The sequence below is a fragment of the Acidithiobacillus sp. TH-A36 genome (assembly GCF_057473445.1).
Genome location: NZ_JBYCKP010000667.1, coordinates 1 through 16,105 on the forward strand (window position 1 = coordinate 1; position 16,105 = coordinate 16,105).

Sequence of the window (16,105 nt, forward strand, 5' to 3'; positions counted from 1 at the left end):
ATGAAAATACTGGTTAATTACCGTAGGTACGTTAATGGCGGCATCAGAAATAGTATGAATCTCAATAAAAGGGATTTTGTTCATAGTTGAAACCAGAGCAATAGGATAATTTCCCGCCTCATCGGCCTCATGAAATATTTTTGTACTTTTTTGAATTTTTTTGACATTACGCAACCATGCATCCCCAGACCCTTGAGTTCCATAAGCAAGTATCCACGGCCTACGCCCCACTGGTGCAGACAGAATATTAGCAGGCGTAAACCGAGCAACCTTTGTAGCTGCAACAGCAGCCAACTTCACTAATTCTGGATCTGCATAAATATATTCAGGATTTGGGTTGCCTTGTTTATAACCCTCATCATCAGCGACCAATGCGCTAAACTGACCAGGAACAATATTTCCATCACGTTTGGTCATATAATTACTAAAATTAACTACTCTGGCGCCGATCACAACATCACCCATCGACAAATCAGGCAAATGCGATCCTGCAGTTCCTGGATCAATGACAAAAGCAGGGTCAAAAGTTTTTTCCATAAGATAAGTATCTATAGCTGTGAGACTAAAACTACCAACTGGAGGGGGGGACGACAGGACCACAGGTATCCCATAAATATCTCCTGTGGTGAACTTAAAAAAACCTTCTTTATAATTTTTTTGGTTGTTCATCTTGGCAGTAATCTGAGCATAGGTATTGGGGCTTGATGGCAGAATGATACCAACAAATGACCGTGGTGTACCCAAACCATCATTCTTGATTGCTAGTAACTCTGTATCAGCTGTGGAGCAACTCGAAAAAATAAACAAACCAGAGAATATAATCATGTAAAAATGTAATCTTATATGGTTCATAATAATCACACTCCATTAGTTAAAAAAATTTACAGGCGCAAGACAAAAACAATTCAACGTCAAGCGCCTGTGGTTGAAGCTTACGATATAAAATCAAACTCACTCAAAGCGTAGGCTAACATTACTACCTAAAAAAACTGGGGCGCCTGACTGACCCTGTAAATAAGAAAACGGAGAACTCATTTGTTCAGCGTATACCAGATAATTATTATTGAGAATATTATCTGCGTAGAGACTGAGCCTCAGAGATTTAATATAAGCCGAATTAATTGGCATATCATAAGACACATTAAAGTCTAGTGTATCATAGGAAGGCAAGGTCAGACCTATTGTTTGCCCCTTGTTAGTTGCCATATATTGGCGACCAACAAAATGTCCCGTCAGCGCCGCATACAAGCCACCATGCTCATAGCGAACTCCAGCAGTTGCGGTATAAGTCGGAACATAGGGCCGAGATTCTCCAGGATACGATGTTCCATTCTTTCCGACCGAAAGGGTTGTGTATTTGGCACTCGTATAATTATAGTTACCAAATAAAGACACATCATCTTTAACTGGCACATCCAAACCCAAGGTAACCCCCTGGTATAAGGCCGCGCCGTTGTTATACTCAAATGTCTGACCAGTTGCCGAATCGTAATACTCACTGAATATATTGCTAAAATTTCTCCTGAAGACCGAAAGATTCGTAGAGAGCAGGCTACTCTTATATCTTATTCCAGCGTCGTAACTTATATCACCCTCTGGTTGAACGGTAATAGCTGCAGGTGTAGGTGCTACACCAATAGCCGAGTAATAGGCGCTAATGTTTGGCACCTTATTTGTTTTACCCACACTGAAATATAGGTCAACGTCATGAATTGGGGTATACGAGAAACCCAATGACGGCTCCAAGAAATAATAGGTATTATTTACATGCCCACCATAATTGTAATAGTAACCAGCCACATCATCACAGCCAGTTGATACTATATTATACTTTATCCCTGGATAAATATGTAACTTACCATTCATAAGATCTATATTATCCTGCAGATACACGTAATTATAATTACGTGTATCATGTTCATTCCACGCATTATTGTAACCATCAATATTGGGGACTGGACTACTTCCATACCAGTATTCGGCACTATGGTCTTGACTATAATCGACCATGGCTCCTAATTCTACGGTGTTGTGTGGGGCAAAAAAAGTTAACGAGGGAATAAAACCTACACTCTGAATATCGTCAATATAATTATGATATTGCGTTCCATTTACTGCGGATCCAAATTCCGCAACTGGGTCATAACTATTATTTGTTGACGGTGGCGCTGCATAAGGTTCCAGATTCGTTCCTACTGGATAGCCTTGATATATCGCATAGCCGTAATAGCTAGGATCATAGTATTGCGAACTTGTAAAAGAAGTACGGTTTGCAGATTGCTGCTGAATAAACACCTTTGTTTTTGCCATCATATATTGATTAAGCAAACTTTTCCAAGATAAAATGACATTTAGAGCATGAGTATTCGTAGCACTATAAGCCACGTTTAGAGGAGCCTGATAGGCCCGATTACCGGCCAAAAGCGACAATGGTACCAATGAAGGCTGCCGCGCCTGCTCCACGTTATAAACAGCAACCAGTTTGAGTTGAGATAATCCGTTATTATAGGGTTGCACAATAGCTGCATAGTATGAATTGATATCAGCATATACATTACTCATGAAGCTAGGGGCATGTGTATACGAATATTTAAAGAGCATTTCCGTACCTGTACCTGGAAGTGCTCCACTATTTACTGAGAAACCGGTCGTATAATTTCCGCCCCTGTAACCATATTTCCCCCCAGATGCATTCAAGTCAACATAAAACTTAGAGGTTGGCATGGCAGGCTCATACGAAATAGTACCGCCTAATGAGTTAATTCCATTTTGGGATGGCTGATTCGCTCCACTGAACACTTTAACCGTAGAAATCTGTCCCATGGTTAAAGGCGTGTAGGCGTGATCATCCCCAGTGCCACCAGCCCCACCACGGAAAGTATTAATGATTGGAACCCCATCAAAATTTGATGCCATCTGGCTACTGGTGAAGCCCTGATAGGTAAACTCATTATCCGTTGCCGAGAGATTTCCAGGCCCTTGTGATATGACATTCATTCCTGGAACATGCTTGAGCACAGATTGAAAATTTTGCGCTGGTGAAGCATGTGTCACCGTTTTCTTACTCACTGAAGTCACTGCCTTTTCCGGTGGAGCAACTTTTTTCACTGCTCCAATATCGGTCACTGCTGGAGTGCTTTGGGTAGGTGCTACCACCGCACTATCATCGGCATTAGCAATGCTTGCAAATACACTTAATGCTGCTAGAACTGCCGTGGACACTAATTTAGTCCTCATCAATGGTCGCCGAAACACTTCTTTCCCATCATATATGCCCATATCAACATTACATTTAGTTTTCATCAGTACATTCTCCCTCTGTTATATAACTCATTAAACCTAAAGCATAAAACCACTTGAAATCCATATAGTTAAAACAACATATTGTCACTTAACACCTCAATAATACTTATACATGCGCCGAAATAATGCCTTTCTTTGAAGATAATATTCATTAAAGTGTAATTTTTTATAACATTAGTTTTAGTTTAATATACCTCTCACTAACTTGTCCCAACAGATTACTACGGCGTTCAGATTAAGCCCTGACCACTGCTGCTGATTATTGATCTTCTGCTTTCATAAAGTATCCGAGATACTTGGCTATTAATAAAGTGTTATTTATGTAACGTTGCCTATCATAAATTGCAACACTCATAAGAGCATTTTCGGTAATTTGCTGGAACCGTATGTTTCGATGAGCTGAGATGGAAACATTTTCAATTAACCCTCCTTGAGAACTTTTCATGCAGTTAGGTCTGTATGGGAAAGTTGCTATAGCGCTTAACTGGCAACCATCGACGTTCCCGCTCAGTCAGGACAGCCCACACCCAAAGAAGTCTCCGCGTACCAGTGAAAAAGGCCGTTAACCGGGCGGTTTCAAGTTTTTTAAAGGTTACCTCCTACATTCACTCAGCTTTCGTTATGACATATGCAAAACATTATTATTAACATGCTAAATCTATTAGCAAAGTTCATGCCATAATTTTAGATTCTGACCATCTCTAGTTGTTTTTTATTAAACCTTGCTAAAAAACAACAAATTATTATAAACACAAACTACTGAAAAGTGATGACCGCCTTTATTCTTCATTTCTTGAAATTAAGAATATTAAGCATGTCGCACCAAAAAAATGCGTTTGTATCAGAATTGCACTCTCGTTGTGCAAACCTTCTCTGGTCGCAGGGGTAACAGACAGCCTTACCTTGGGTTTTTTTTGCCAACACCCTGCAACACGTTACCTACTCATTTCCGGAAAATTTTATCAATACGCGCATGATCCAGTGGCCGAATAACCATATTATCAATGTTGACATGAGCGGGGCGCGTGACCACCCAGGCAATGGCATCTGCTATATCAGCGGCTTCCAGTGGTTTCATGCCATCATATACGCCACTTGCTCGCACAGCATCGCCACCAAACCGGGTCAAACTGAACTCCGTCTCAACAAAACCTGGATCAATTTCGGTTATACGAATGGGTTTACCCAGCCATTCCAGCTGCATCGTTTCGCTGTTTGACAATCCAAGCAATCCATGTATCTGGCCCCGATGAAGACACGAAAACCCGCCTCTACCAAAGCACGTATGGTCTCTGCACCAATACCCGATGAGGCCCCTGTAATAACCGCATTTTTCTGATTCATAAACAACCACCCCCGGTGAAGATACCATTGGATAGTCCTGACAACGTGTCATGCCGCCAACAACGTAAACGCTACAAAATTGCCGTCTCTATTAACCGGGATATGCGTTGCAGGGCTTCTGTATTCTTCGCCTCAAAGCGCAGGACCAGTGCTGGCTGGGTGTTTGAGCAACGCACCAATGCCCAACCATCCGCAAACTCAATACGCAGGCCATCCAGTGTTAACAAGTTTGCATCCGGGAACGAAATTGGCGCATCACGCAAAAGTGCTTCCATAATCTGCTGGGGTTTCCCTTCTTCCATTTCCAGCCGCTGTTCCGGCGTGCATGGCCATTCAGGCAGATCATCCAATACGTTATTGCGTAAATTTTCATCCCCGTTGATGCTCGACAAAATTTCCAGCAGTCGTGCAGCGGCATACATCCCATCATCAAAACCAGGCCAGCGGTCTCTAAAAAAGAAATGACCCGCCAGTTCGGCCCCCACGGGCGCATCCAGTTCTTCCATTTTTGTCTTGATCAAGGAATAACCGGTTTTCCACATAACCGGTCTTCCACCAGCGGCGCGAATCACATCGGGCAACAGCGCTGAGGATTTCACGTCGTACACGACTGCCGCATCTGGATAATCCGGCAAAATATGTTTTACAAAAAGCATCAGAAGCCGATCGGCCAGGATCACCTTACCTTTGGCACTGACCAAGACCATGCGGTCGCCATCACCATCAAATGCCAGACCTATATCCAGGTTTTCAGCGCGGACCAGCGCCATTAAATCCCGCAAATTGTCCTCATTGGTCGGGTCAGCAGGGTGGTTGGGGAAGCGTCCATCTACGTCCAGATACAGTCCGAAAACCGTACAGTTCAGCTTCCCAAAAAGCTCCGGAGCGACGATTCCAGTAACTCCGTTACCGCAATCCATACCAATGCGTAAGGGTTTCTGCAGACGAATATTTTCCACAACAAAGTGCTGATATGCATCCACGATGGAATGCGCAATGCTTACGCCCTTCTTTTCTGGTTGCGTGTATTCTCGTGCCTGCAGGCGTCGATAAATACGCTGGATATGCTCTCCATACAATGTTTGGCCCATCATGACGGTCTTGAACCCATTCTACTGGGGCGGATTATGACTACCCGTCACCATTACGCCACCGTCTGCACCCAAGTGTTGCACGGCGAAAGAGAGCACTGGCGTAGGAACCATGCCGACATCAAGGACGTCGCATCCAACCTTGCACAATCCACTACACAGAGATTGATGAAAAGCCAACCCTGATAAACGCCCATCTCTTCCCACGACCATGTTTTGTCCTCCGCGACTCCGGAGTTCACTACCAATCGACTTCCCCAGCTCTTCCACCAAATCGGGAGTCAGATCGCGATCAACCACGCCACGAATGTCGTACTCCCTGAAAATGCCCGGAGGAATATTGATCATAGAGGTGTACCATGGGCCTGGTGGTGCAGCCGCACAGCCTCTCGCGCGACAATGGCGAGACGTTCCTTCACCTGGGCATACACATTCTGCTGCACCGCTTCACTCTGGGTGCGCAGGGCAATCACGCCACATAGGGAGGCGGCGTGAAGCCCAAAAGTGCGAGCAATGGTAAATAGCGCTGAACTTTCCATCTCAAAATTCAGCACGCCCAATCGCTGCCATTCCTCCAGGCTGCCTTGGAGATGCCTGGGCACATAACCGGAGAAAGAATCATAACGCTCCTGCCCAGGCCAAAAGCTGTCTGATGAACAGGTTATTCCGGTCTGGTAAGGGAAATCCCGGAGTTTTGTGGCTTCTATCAGTTTCAGGGTCAGCGCAAGGGATGGCACTGCGGGATACTCTATGGGCGCATAATGTCCTGACGTTCCCTCCAATCGCACCGATCCCTCGCTGATAATCAAATCCCCCAAATGCACATGGGACTGAATGGCTCCCGTCGTTCCCAATCGTATAAAGTGTGTCACCCCCAGTCGGGCCAGTTCCTCAATCGCAATCCCGGTAGAAGGTGCGCCGATCCCGGTGGACATCACCAGAACGGGGATATCATCTACGTAACCTAAGGCCGATCGATACTCCCGATGCTGGGTCAGTTCACGGGCGTCATCCAGAAATGCGGCAATAGGATTCACCCGATCAGGATCACCCGGCAAAAAGACATACTGCGCTCCACACAACATCTGTGCAGATAAGCCAATGTGATACTGGATGGCCTTCGTATCCGCAATAATTCCCGTCATAGCGCCGCCTCCTGACTGAGCAAATCATCCAGTAAGCTGCTGGCTCCAAAGCGCAGCGTACGGGGGGTAATAAAAGTTGTTCCCATCACGGCTTCAATTTGGGCAATATGGGCGTCCATCTGTTCTCCTGTGCGCACGCCTCCGGCCACTTTTATCCCGGGAGCCACTTGGGAATGGGCAAATTCCTTGGTCACGACAAGCAGATCGGCCACAGCCTCTGGTGTGGCACCGACGGCGGTTTTTCCCGTAGAGGTTTTAAGGAAATCCACACCTATTTCCGCTATTTCTCGGGACAATTCCCGACGCATGGAAGAAATAGGTATCGCTCCGGTTTCCAGAATAGCTTTAATTCGTACTTGATTACCGAGCCAATGCTGCACCGCTTCCATGAGCCTGAAAACTGCTCGTTTATCTCCTGCCAACCATGCTTTATAGGGCACGACAATATCCACTTCCTGTGCCCCTGCTGTGACTACTGATTCCAGTTCTGCATGCACCTCCTGAAGGCTGTTATCACCAGAAGGAAAATTGATGACAGTAGCCACCGCAATGGGCGTTTCCCGCAACAGATTCACTGCACGCGCTACGTAAGCCGGATGTATACACACCGCTGCAACATCGCCATATCTGGTTCGCGCCTTGGCACAAAGTGTTTCTACAGCAGCTTCATCGCCTTGCACCGCTTCTAATCGCGTCAGATCCAATAATCCAATGCGTTCCGCAATACTATGTTTCACGAACGAAAACCCTCCAAATCAGCTGCACCAAAATGATGTGGTAACAGATCACGAAAAGGTATCCTCTCGGGAAGGCCATCCATGACAGAGGTAAGTACCCACATGCGCGTATCGGCGAACTCATTCAGGCGCTGACGGCAACTTCCGCATGGCCAGGCAGGCGTATGACCTTTACAGGCCACGTAGCAGGCAAGAATATGCATCGGCCCCAAGGTCGCCACCATGTGGCCAATAGCTACTGCTTCTGCACACAAACCAGAAGGATATGCAGCATTTTCCACATTACACCCGTTAAATATTCGGCCACTGGTTGTTAATATTGCGGCACCTACAGAAAAGTGAGAATAGGGTGCATAGGCATTTTCCAGGGCCGCTTCAGCGGATCTGCGGAGCTGCGCAATGGTGGCTTCGGGCAGATTCATTTTTGTATCAGGACCATTCAAGCTGCTTTCCTCCTTTGCTGGCGTTGATCTGCCAAACGCAAGCCAATAAAATAGATCACGCCGGTAATTATTGCCGATGAAACTTGCCAGGGAACAAAATAAAAAATGCGACTGACGCTGAGATATTTCCATTGCCCCAATAAAATGCCAAAAATCAGCATACTAACCGCCCAGGGTGCCGGCCATAAAAAGTATTCTTGCCAATTTCCGGCAGGACGATAAAAAAGGGTCACCTCTTCTGCATAACGCTCTTCATAAAACCAGTCAATTATCAGAATAAACGTGAAGGGAAATAATAAGGATCCCAAGAGGGAAAGAAATCCTTCAATAAAATTCAGGATGCCAGCAATGGCCAACCCGGTCGCAAAAGTCCCCAGGAGCACCACCACCACCGGCTGCATCCAGCGCCGTGGTTTGCTGGTAACATTAACAACGGCAAGCAATTTTGTGACGGCAGGATACAAATTCATGGCATTGGTATGGGCAATGGCCAATATGACGCCTATCGCCGATATTTCTCCCCAAACGGGCAAATTTTTGCCCAACAAAGCAATATTCCAGTCACCGGTCATTTGCAGCGCAATCAAGCCCAGAATACCCATGAGCAACACGGCTGACATCACCCCAGTTGCAGGCGCGAAGGCATAGAGGGCACGCTGAAGAGTTTTTTCATTCTCTCGTGCAGGCATGCAAAACCTTGTTACCGTGGGGAAATCATATGCCCAGGCCAACAGACTGAAACTCAGGACAAGATCAATATCCGTGCCCCAATGGACAGGCACTGTGGCAACGGGCATCACAAATGGATGCTGCGTAAACAAATAATAGGCCAGGACCGCGTAACAGAGCAGAAAAAGTAGAGCCGTATATTTATAAAACTTTTCCAGAACTTCCATACCAAAAAATACCAGACCAATTTGCAGTACACCAAGAACGACATACCAAAGTATGCCATTTCCAGGGAACAGCGTATCAAGAATTTTTCCGCCAACATCCGTATTCAGTCCAAACCAGCCCGAACCAACGATGGTATACAGGATGGCCAGAACGGTTGCGCCACCCACCCCAAAAGTCCGTCTTGCCATCACCATGGAAATAATTGGCCTCTGACGACCCATATGCGCCAACAATAAGGCGGGGATGAGGCCAATCAGCAGAGCAAGCAATACGATCCACACAAAATTCCATAATCCAATACCATGGAGCAGCAGACCAATGACCGGAGTGGTTGCAGACGCCGAGGCCAGAGCCCATATCAAAAAAAGCATACCGGGGCGCATGGTTCGGGCAGATTCTGGAACCGGCGCCACCCCCAAGGTTTCCACATGATGACTCTCCGTTTCGCCAACCACTGGTATGGGCTTACTCATGGGACACCCGATGATGGATCTCCGAATACTGATCTTCCTGGGAGTTCACGGAATTCGATTTGAATATCCACTGCAATAAAAGATAGCTTGTACCCGCCACCATAAATGTCCAAAACCATCCATAGGTATAAAGACGATCAAAAAAACCGGGATGATCAACAATACCTCCCGCACTGTGCGCTGCCGCATAAAATCCCGGAAGTATGGGCAACACAGCAAGAGCGATGGCCACAAATGCACGGGTGTTCCAACGTGGATAAATACCATTTTCCCTATACAAATCTCCCAGATTAATATTCCTTTTTCGCCAAATCCAGTAATCTGCAATCATCACTCCCGCAATAGCCCCAAGCAAACTGCCATAACCGGCGAGCCAGGTAAAAATATAGGCGGATGCATTTTCCATCAGCAGCCAGGGACACATCAAAATTCCGACCACACCGGTTATTATTCCGCCCGTACGAAAGCTGATCCGTTGTGGTGCCAAATTAGAAAAATCATTGGCGGGAGACACGACATTGGCCCCCATATTGATGCTGGTTTGGGCAAGCAAAATGGCGCCCATGGCAAGTAACAACAGAGCACCATTCTGGGTAATGTGCGGAATCAAGGTAATAGGGTTCCACAGTACCTGATGAAACACACCAATGGCCGCCGCCGTCACAAAAATTCCGATAAAACTGGTACCCATCATGCCCAGGGGCAAACCGATGGATTGGCCAATAATCTGCGCTTTCTGTGATTTTGCGTAGCGTGTAAAATCGGGAATATTCAGGCTCAAAGTTGCCCAATATCCCACATTGGCCGCAAGACCTGGCCAGAAAATATCCCAGAAGCGATGCGCGGATGGTTGTACCAAAATATTGGATTGGTGGAGTACCTCAAAAAATCCCTGTCCTGTCCGTATGGCCCAAAAGAACAGCAGCAGAAGCAGTATGATCAGAAGAGGAGCCGCCACAGTCTCAAATCTTTTGATAGCGCGCATGCCACGCAGCACAATCAACATCTGCAGCAGCCAGAACAGTCCAAAAGCAATAAACGCATGACCCTGCACTTTGGGCCAATAGGACCAGAAATGACCCATGAGGGCTGAAAGTGCCAAGCCCCCTAACCAGGTCTGGATGCCAAACCATCCACAAGCCACTAAACCACGCGCCATGGCCGCCACCTTGGCGCCGTTAGTCCCAAACGATGCTCTGACAAATACCGGGAAAGGAATCCCATAACGGACTCCCACATAAGCATTCAGAAGCATGGGGATCAGGACCAACACATTACCCAGCGTTACCGTGAGCAACGCCTGCCACCAGAGCATACCAGCCATCATCAAGCCGGAAGCCAGGGTATAAGTCGTCAATACTGCGGACATGCTGATCCAAAGTGCGGTAATGTTCCAGGTGTTCCAACTCCGCTCTGATGCTCCTACGGGTGCCATGTCTGCGTTGTACAGTTTTGAATTTCCGAGCGAGGCTTTCAACGCTCCAAGCTCGCCCATATCGGGAGCCGCTATTCCGGACCATTCAGTAGAAACACTCGGTGGAGGCGGCATGTCAGTGCCACTCCCGAATGCCTGTGTGCCCGCGCTCTACCGCTTGATAGGGCTGACGCCGGTTCTGTTCCTGTTGTGCGCGCATAAACGCCGGAAAGGCCGGTCTGAAAACATATTCACCAGCACCACGCTGGGCTTGCAGGTTTCCCTGTGCATACACCACCTTGCCTCGGCTGATGGTATATGCCGGGCCACCTGACACCCGCATACCTTCAAACACATTGAAATCCACCTGCTGATGCTGATTTTCCACGCTGATAACCCGGGTTAATTGCGGATCCCAGATCACCAGATCAGCATCGCTGCCCACCTGTATAACGCCTTTGCGCGGATAAATATTGAAAATTTTTGCCGCGTTACTGGAGGTCAATGCCACAAATTCATTCGCCGTAAGACGCCCCATGTTGACGCCGTGGTGCCATAACACGGCCATGCGATCTTCCACTCCGGCGGTACCATTGGGAATGCGTGCAAAGTTATCCTGGCCCATCGCTTTCTGATCCCCACAAAAGCAGCAGTGATCAGTGGCAGTGGTCTGCAATATGCCGCCACTCAAGGCCTCCCATAAGGCCTCCTGATGGGCTCTGGGTCGAAAAGGCGGGCTCATGACATGAGCTGCGGCGCGGCCCCAGTCCTTGTCAAAGTAGACAGATTCATCAATCAGTAAATGCTGGGCCAGACATTCCCCAAACACTCTTTGCCCCCGACGCCGGGCTTCGGTAATAGCGTCTATTGATTCAATGGCAGAGTTATGCACCAGATAGATGGGGACCCCGAGAATACCGGCAATCTGGATGACCCGTTGTGCGGCTTCACCTTCGACTTTGGGCGGACGCGACTGAGGGTGTCCTTCGGGTCCTACAATTCCCTTTTTTAGTAGAAGTTTCTGTAGATAATCGACCAATTCCCCATTTTCCGCATGGACTGTTGGCAGAGCGCCCAACTCCAAAGCACGGGGGAAACTCTGGGTCAGAACACCATCATCGGCCATAATGGCCCCTTTATACGCCATGAAATGCTTGAAACTATTGACCCCCCAATCACGGACCAGAGTACCCATGTCCTCGTACACCGAGTCATCCCACCAGGTCACCGCGACATGAAATGAATAATCTGCACAGCTTTTTTCAGCCCAATCACGCCATTTGTGGTAAGCCGTCAAAAGGCGTTCACCCGGGCTGGGAATCACGAAATCAATAATCATGGTCGTCCCACCGGCAAGGGCAGCGGCCGTACCACTATAAAAATCCTCACTGGCTACCGTGCCCATAAACGGCAATTGCATGTGCGTATGGGGGTCAATGCCGCCCGGCATCACCAGGCAACCCGAGGCATCAATTTGTTCCGCACCAAGGGGTACCGCAAGGCCAGGCTCTACCGCCACAATCCGACCATCCTCGCAATAAATGTCGGCGTTGAAACTGCGATCTGCATTGACCACGGTACCATTACGGATGAGCACAGACATGAATTTATTCCTCCTTCCCTATCCCCGACCGGGCAGCAATGTGATTCAGCGGATTGTTGGGATGCTGATTCCAGTTGGCAGGTTCCGAGGCTATTTCCAGTCCGGTTCGGGGGTCCATGCCGCTCGTCATTTGCTCCATACGGATACAGTCATCTACCGGACACACCGCCAGGCACAAATTACAACCCACACAATCCTCGGCCCGCACCCGATAACGACCAGAATCTGCAACACGGCCGATCGCCTGATGAGACGTATCTTCACAAGCAATGTGGCAACGTCCGCAACCAATACAACGATCCTCATCAATATTTGCCTTGCTGACATAATTGAGATTCAGCATATTCCAATCGACGACATGCCTTATTGCCTGCCCAGTGAAATCTCCCAACCGGCTGTAATTCTTTTCCTGCATCCAGGTCTGCAAGCCTTCCGTAAGCTCATCAATGATACGAAAGCCGTAAAGCATGGCGGCTGTACACACCTGAACATTCGTCGCACCCAGGACCATGAATTCGGCCGCATCTCTCCAGTGGGTAATACCGCCTATGCCGGAAATAGGCAGGTGCCCGAACTGCGGGTTCCGGGCTATTTCCGCCACCATGTTCAGCGCAATGGGTTTCACCGCCGGTCCACAGTAACCTCCGTGCGTGCCACGACCATCTACGGTCGGTAACGGGGCCATCTGATCAAGGTCCACGCCGACAATCGAATTGATGGTATTGATCAGAGAAACGGCATCTGCACCGCCTGCATAGGCAGCTGCTGCACTCCAGGTAATATCCGTTATATTCGGCGTGAGTTTGACGATTACGGGTAAGCGGGTGTGTTGCTTGGCCAAGCGGGTAACCGCCTCAACCAGCTCCGGAGCCTGTCCCATGGCCGAACCCATTCCCCGCTCCGACATGCCATGCGGACAACCCAGATTCAATTCGATGCCATCGGCACCAGTTGCCTCAATCTGCGGCAGCCATTCTGCCCAGATCGCTTCCTCCAGAGGAAACATGACCGATACGACCATCGCCCGGTCCGGCCAACGTTTTTTTATTTCGTGGATTTCTTTCAAGTTAATGGCGATGGAACGATCACTAATCAGTTCAATATTACTGAAGCCCTGCACCCGCTGATTATCACCCCGCCAAAACCCATAACGCGGTCCATTGACATTGACCACCGGCGGATCAATTCCTAAAGTTTTCCAGACAACCCCGCCCCATCCGGCTTGAAATGCACGATCGACATTAATCGCGCGATCTGTCGGCGGCGCTGAAGCCAACCAAAACGGATTAGGGGAATGAATACCTAAAAATTCACTGGTCAGATCGGGTTTCATGCAATTTTCCTTGCGGCTTTGGCAAGCGTGGCTATCATGGAGGCAACCGCTACTTTTGCATCGGCCACTGCATGAACCGTGAGATCCTCACTCATGCTCGCGCAGTCACCAGCAGCCCACACCCCTTCCAGACTCGTTCGTGCCTCACCATCCACCTGAATTTTGCCCCGAAGGTTCATCGCCAATTCCAGGGTGTCTGAAGCCCAAGCTGCGGCCTGCAATTGCTGGCCGATGGCAACAAAAACCTGATCAACAGACCAAGTGAGCGCATCGCCCACATCCTGCAGTTGATCATTCACAACTTGGGTGGGCTGCAGACAAATACTTTTACAAGTTCCGTCTCTGCCAGCAATGGATACGGGTCGCAGGTAATGGTGGATGAAAACACCTTGCTCCTTGGCCAACATTTGTTCATGCAGGCTGGCACCCATGGCTTCGGGACCGCGCCGATAACAAATATGCACTTCTTCTGCACCGAGCAGACGTACCTGCACAGCAATGTCTATGGCGGTCATCCCTCCGCCAATCACCACGACACGCTGGCCGACCGGCACAGGCTCTTGTCGACGCATTCGGGCAATGTAAGGCACTGCACTGAAAACACCCTGGAGCTCTTCTCCGGGTATCTGCATTTTTTGCTGTCCTTGAAGCCCTAAAGCCAGCAAAACACCCGCGTAATCGTCACACAACTGCGACAAAAACAGCTCTTTGCCTAAGGCCATGCCGGTATGCAAGTGAATGCCGGGATGTGACAATACCCTGCTGGCTTCCCACTGCGCGGCGTCATCCAGTATTTTATAAGCAGCAATACCGCTTTCATTTAATCCGCCCGGCACCGCCTGCGATTCGAAGACATCTATTGTGAAACCGGCTTGAGCCAGAAGCGTAGCAGCCGTCATCCCGGCTGGTCCGGCACCCACTACCGCCACTTTAGTCCCTGTGCCTGATGTCCTGGAATTTGAAGAGAGGTCATTACGGGTAGAGAACTTCTGCATCGCAAATTTTTGCAGTTGGCCGATCGGAACAGGACCGCCATTTTCATGTTGACGCACACAAGCTTGTTCACACAAGGTTTCCACCGGACAAACCCTGGAACAGGAAGCCCCCAGAGGATTGGCCTGTAAAATGCGTTCGGCAGCACGGGACGGTTGTCCGACTGCCAACGCCCGAATAAATCCCGGAATATCAATATCGGTAGGACAGGCGGCAACACAGGGTGCTTCATAACAGTAATAACAGCGTTCGGACTCAACGAGCACCGCATCGGCGGATAAACTTTTCTCCAAAGGCCGAAATTTCGTTTCTAGCAAATCCGAATCCAAAATGACTTCAGTTATCATGGCTGGCCTCACGGGCGACAAAGATCACCATACATATCCGGGCGACGATCCCGATAGAACTGCCAGAGATCTCGCACTTCGGCGATTTGTTCGAGATCAAGATCACTCACCAAAACCTCCTCCTGATCCCGGCTTGCCTTGGCAATAATTTGTCCACGTGGATTGGCAAAATAACTTTGCCCGTAAAATTCACCAATATTCCAGGGTGCTTCATTGCCTATGCGATTAATAGCCCCCACAAAATAGCCGTTGGCAGCTGCGTGAGCGGGTTGTTCGAGCGTCCAGAGATATTCGGAAAGCCCTGCAACAGTAGCAGAGGGATTGAAGACAATTTCCGCACCATTCAACCCCAAAGCTCTGGCGCCTTCCGGGAAATGTCTGTCGTAACAGATATATACACCAATTTTTCCATAGGCGGTTTGAAATACCGGGTAGCCAAGATTCCCCGGACGAAAGAAAAACTTTTCCCAAAACCCCTGTACCTGAGGAATGTGGGTTTTCCGGTATTTGCCAAGATAACGACCATCAGCGTCAATCACTACTGCCGTATTATAATAAACACCCGTCATTTCCCGCTCATACACCGGAACAACCAACACCATCTGGTATTTTTTGGCATATTCCTGCATCAAATGAATGGTTGGGCCATCCGGTACTGCTTCAGTGAGGGCATACCAGCGAATATCCTGGCTTGGACAAAAATAGGGTCCATAGAACAGTTCCTGCATACATAACACCTGTGCGCCTTGGGCTGCAGCCGCTTCAATATGCTGAAGATGGCGCGTAATCATTTCCTCCTTGATAGACTCAGGGGAAAGCTTTTCTGCCTCGGCGGTTTGGGCAGTCTGAATGAGGGCACAGCGAACGATTTGGCTCATACATATCCTTGTGCGTCAGGCAAATATAGATTATAAAAATTAACAAGCAAGGCGCGTGCCAGATTATGAAAATCCTCATTATTGTTTTTGTAAAATATTTATAA

Annotated in this window: 15 protein-coding genes; all 15 read right to left on the bottom strand. The window is 48.4% G+C overall.

The annotated features are described in order from the left end of the window. A partial coding sequence (locus AC2VLY_RS16605) for a phosphorylase family protein (protein WP_486893845.1) occupies window positions 1-852 on the bottom strand: 852 nt, incomplete at its 3' end. A gap of 99 nt (window positions 853-951) precedes the next feature. Continuing rightward, window positions 952-3,303 (bottom strand): TonB-dependent receptor, encoded by a 2,352-nt coding sequence (locus tag AC2VLY_RS16610; RefSeq protein ID WP_486893846.1) that lies wholly within the window; start codon window positions 3,301-3,303, stop codon window positions 952-954. 943 nt (window positions 3,304-4,246) lie between these two features. After that, window positions 4,247-4,525: a hypothetical protein gene (locus tag AC2VLY_RS16615; RefSeq protein WP_486893866.1), complete on the bottom strand. Its 279-nt coding sequence runs from the start codon at window positions 4,523-4,525 to the stop codon at window positions 4,247-4,249. Next, window positions 4,471-4,647 carry an SDR family NAD(P)-dependent oxidoreductase gene (locus AC2VLY_RS16620; RefSeq protein WP_486893847.1) on the bottom strand — a complete coding sequence of 59 codons (177 nt, stop codon included), beginning with the start codon at window positions 4,645-4,647 and terminating at the stop codon, window positions 4,471-4,473. The genes AC2VLY_RS16615 and AC2VLY_RS16620 overlap by 55 nt, the downstream gene beginning before the upstream one ends. A gap of 71 nt (window positions 4,648-4,718) precedes the next feature. Then, window positions 4,719-5,741, bottom strand: a complete 1,023-nt coding sequence (locus tag AC2VLY_RS16625; protein ID WP_486893849.1) for a phosphomannomutase/phosphoglucomutase — start codon at window positions 5,739-5,741, stop codon at window positions 4,719-4,721. Between the two features lie 18 nt (window positions 5,742-5,759). After that, window positions 5,760-6,086 (bottom strand): hypothetical protein, encoded by a 327-nt coding sequence (locus AC2VLY_RS16630; protein WP_486893850.1) that lies wholly within the window; start codon window positions 6,084-6,086, stop codon window positions 5,760-5,762. Then, window positions 6,083-6,883 carry a uridine phosphorylase gene (gene udp / locus AC2VLY_RS16635; RefSeq protein ID WP_486893851.1) on the bottom strand — a complete coding sequence of 267 codons (801 nt, stop codon included), beginning with the start codon at window positions 6,881-6,883 and terminating at the stop codon, window positions 6,083-6,085. Before udp ends, AC2VLY_RS16630 begins: the two co-directional genes overlap by 4 nt. Continuing rightward, window positions 6,880-7,620: a deoxyribose-phosphate aldolase gene (gene deoC, locus AC2VLY_RS16640; RefSeq protein ID WP_486893852.1), complete on the bottom strand. Its 741-nt coding sequence runs from the start codon at window positions 7,618-7,620 to the stop codon at window positions 6,880-6,882. Before deoC ends, udp begins: the two co-directional genes overlap by 4 nt. After that, the gene (gene cdd, locus AC2VLY_RS16645) at window positions 7,617-8,063 is read right to left on the bottom strand and encodes a cytidine deaminase (RefSeq protein ID WP_202806202.1); all 447 of its coding nucleotides are present in this window, start codon (window positions 8,061-8,063) and stop codon (window positions 7,617-7,619) included. The genes deoC and cdd overlap by 4 nt, the downstream gene beginning before the upstream one ends. Continuing rightward, window positions 8,060-9,433, bottom strand: coding sequence for a purine-cytosine permease family protein (locus AC2VLY_RS16650; RefSeq protein ID WP_486893853.1), 1,374 nt, complete (start codon window positions 9,431-9,433; stop codon window positions 8,060-8,062). Before AC2VLY_RS16650 ends, cdd begins: the two co-directional genes overlap by 4 nt. Further along, window positions 9,426-10,982 (bottom strand): NCS1 family nucleobase:cation symporter-1, encoded by a 1,557-nt coding sequence (locus AC2VLY_RS16655; protein ID WP_486893854.1) that lies wholly within the window; start codon window positions 10,980-10,982, stop codon window positions 9,426-9,428. Before AC2VLY_RS16655 ends, AC2VLY_RS16650 begins: the two co-directional genes overlap by 8 nt. A 1-nt stretch (window position 10,983) precedes the next feature. Next, window positions 10,984-12,450: a dihydropyrimidinase gene (hydA, locus tag AC2VLY_RS16660; RefSeq protein WP_486922678.1), complete on the bottom strand. Its 1,467-nt coding sequence runs from the start codon at window positions 12,448-12,450 to the stop codon at window positions 10,984-10,986. Between the two features lie 4 nt (window positions 12,451-12,454). Next, complete coding sequence (gene preA, locus AC2VLY_RS16665) at window positions 12,455-13,783, bottom strand: NAD-dependent dihydropyrimidine dehydrogenase subunit PreA (RefSeq protein WP_486893856.1); 1,329 nt, start codon at window positions 13,781-13,783, stop codon at window positions 12,455-12,457. Then, on the bottom strand, window positions 13,780-15,093 hold the full coding sequence (locus AC2VLY_RS16670; RefSeq protein WP_486893857.1) for an FAD-dependent oxidoreductase: 1,314 nt from the start codon (window positions 15,091-15,093) through the stop codon (window positions 13,780-13,782). Before AC2VLY_RS16670 ends, preA begins: the two co-directional genes overlap by 4 nt. Window positions 15,094-15,131: 38 nt before the next feature. Beyond that, window positions 15,132-16,001 carry a nitrilase-related carbon-nitrogen hydrolase gene (locus tag AC2VLY_RS16675; protein ID WP_486893859.1) on the bottom strand — a complete coding sequence of 290 codons (870 nt, stop codon included), beginning with the start codon at window positions 15,999-16,001 and terminating at the stop codon, window positions 15,132-15,134. Window positions 16,002-16,105 lie beyond the last annotated feature (104 nt).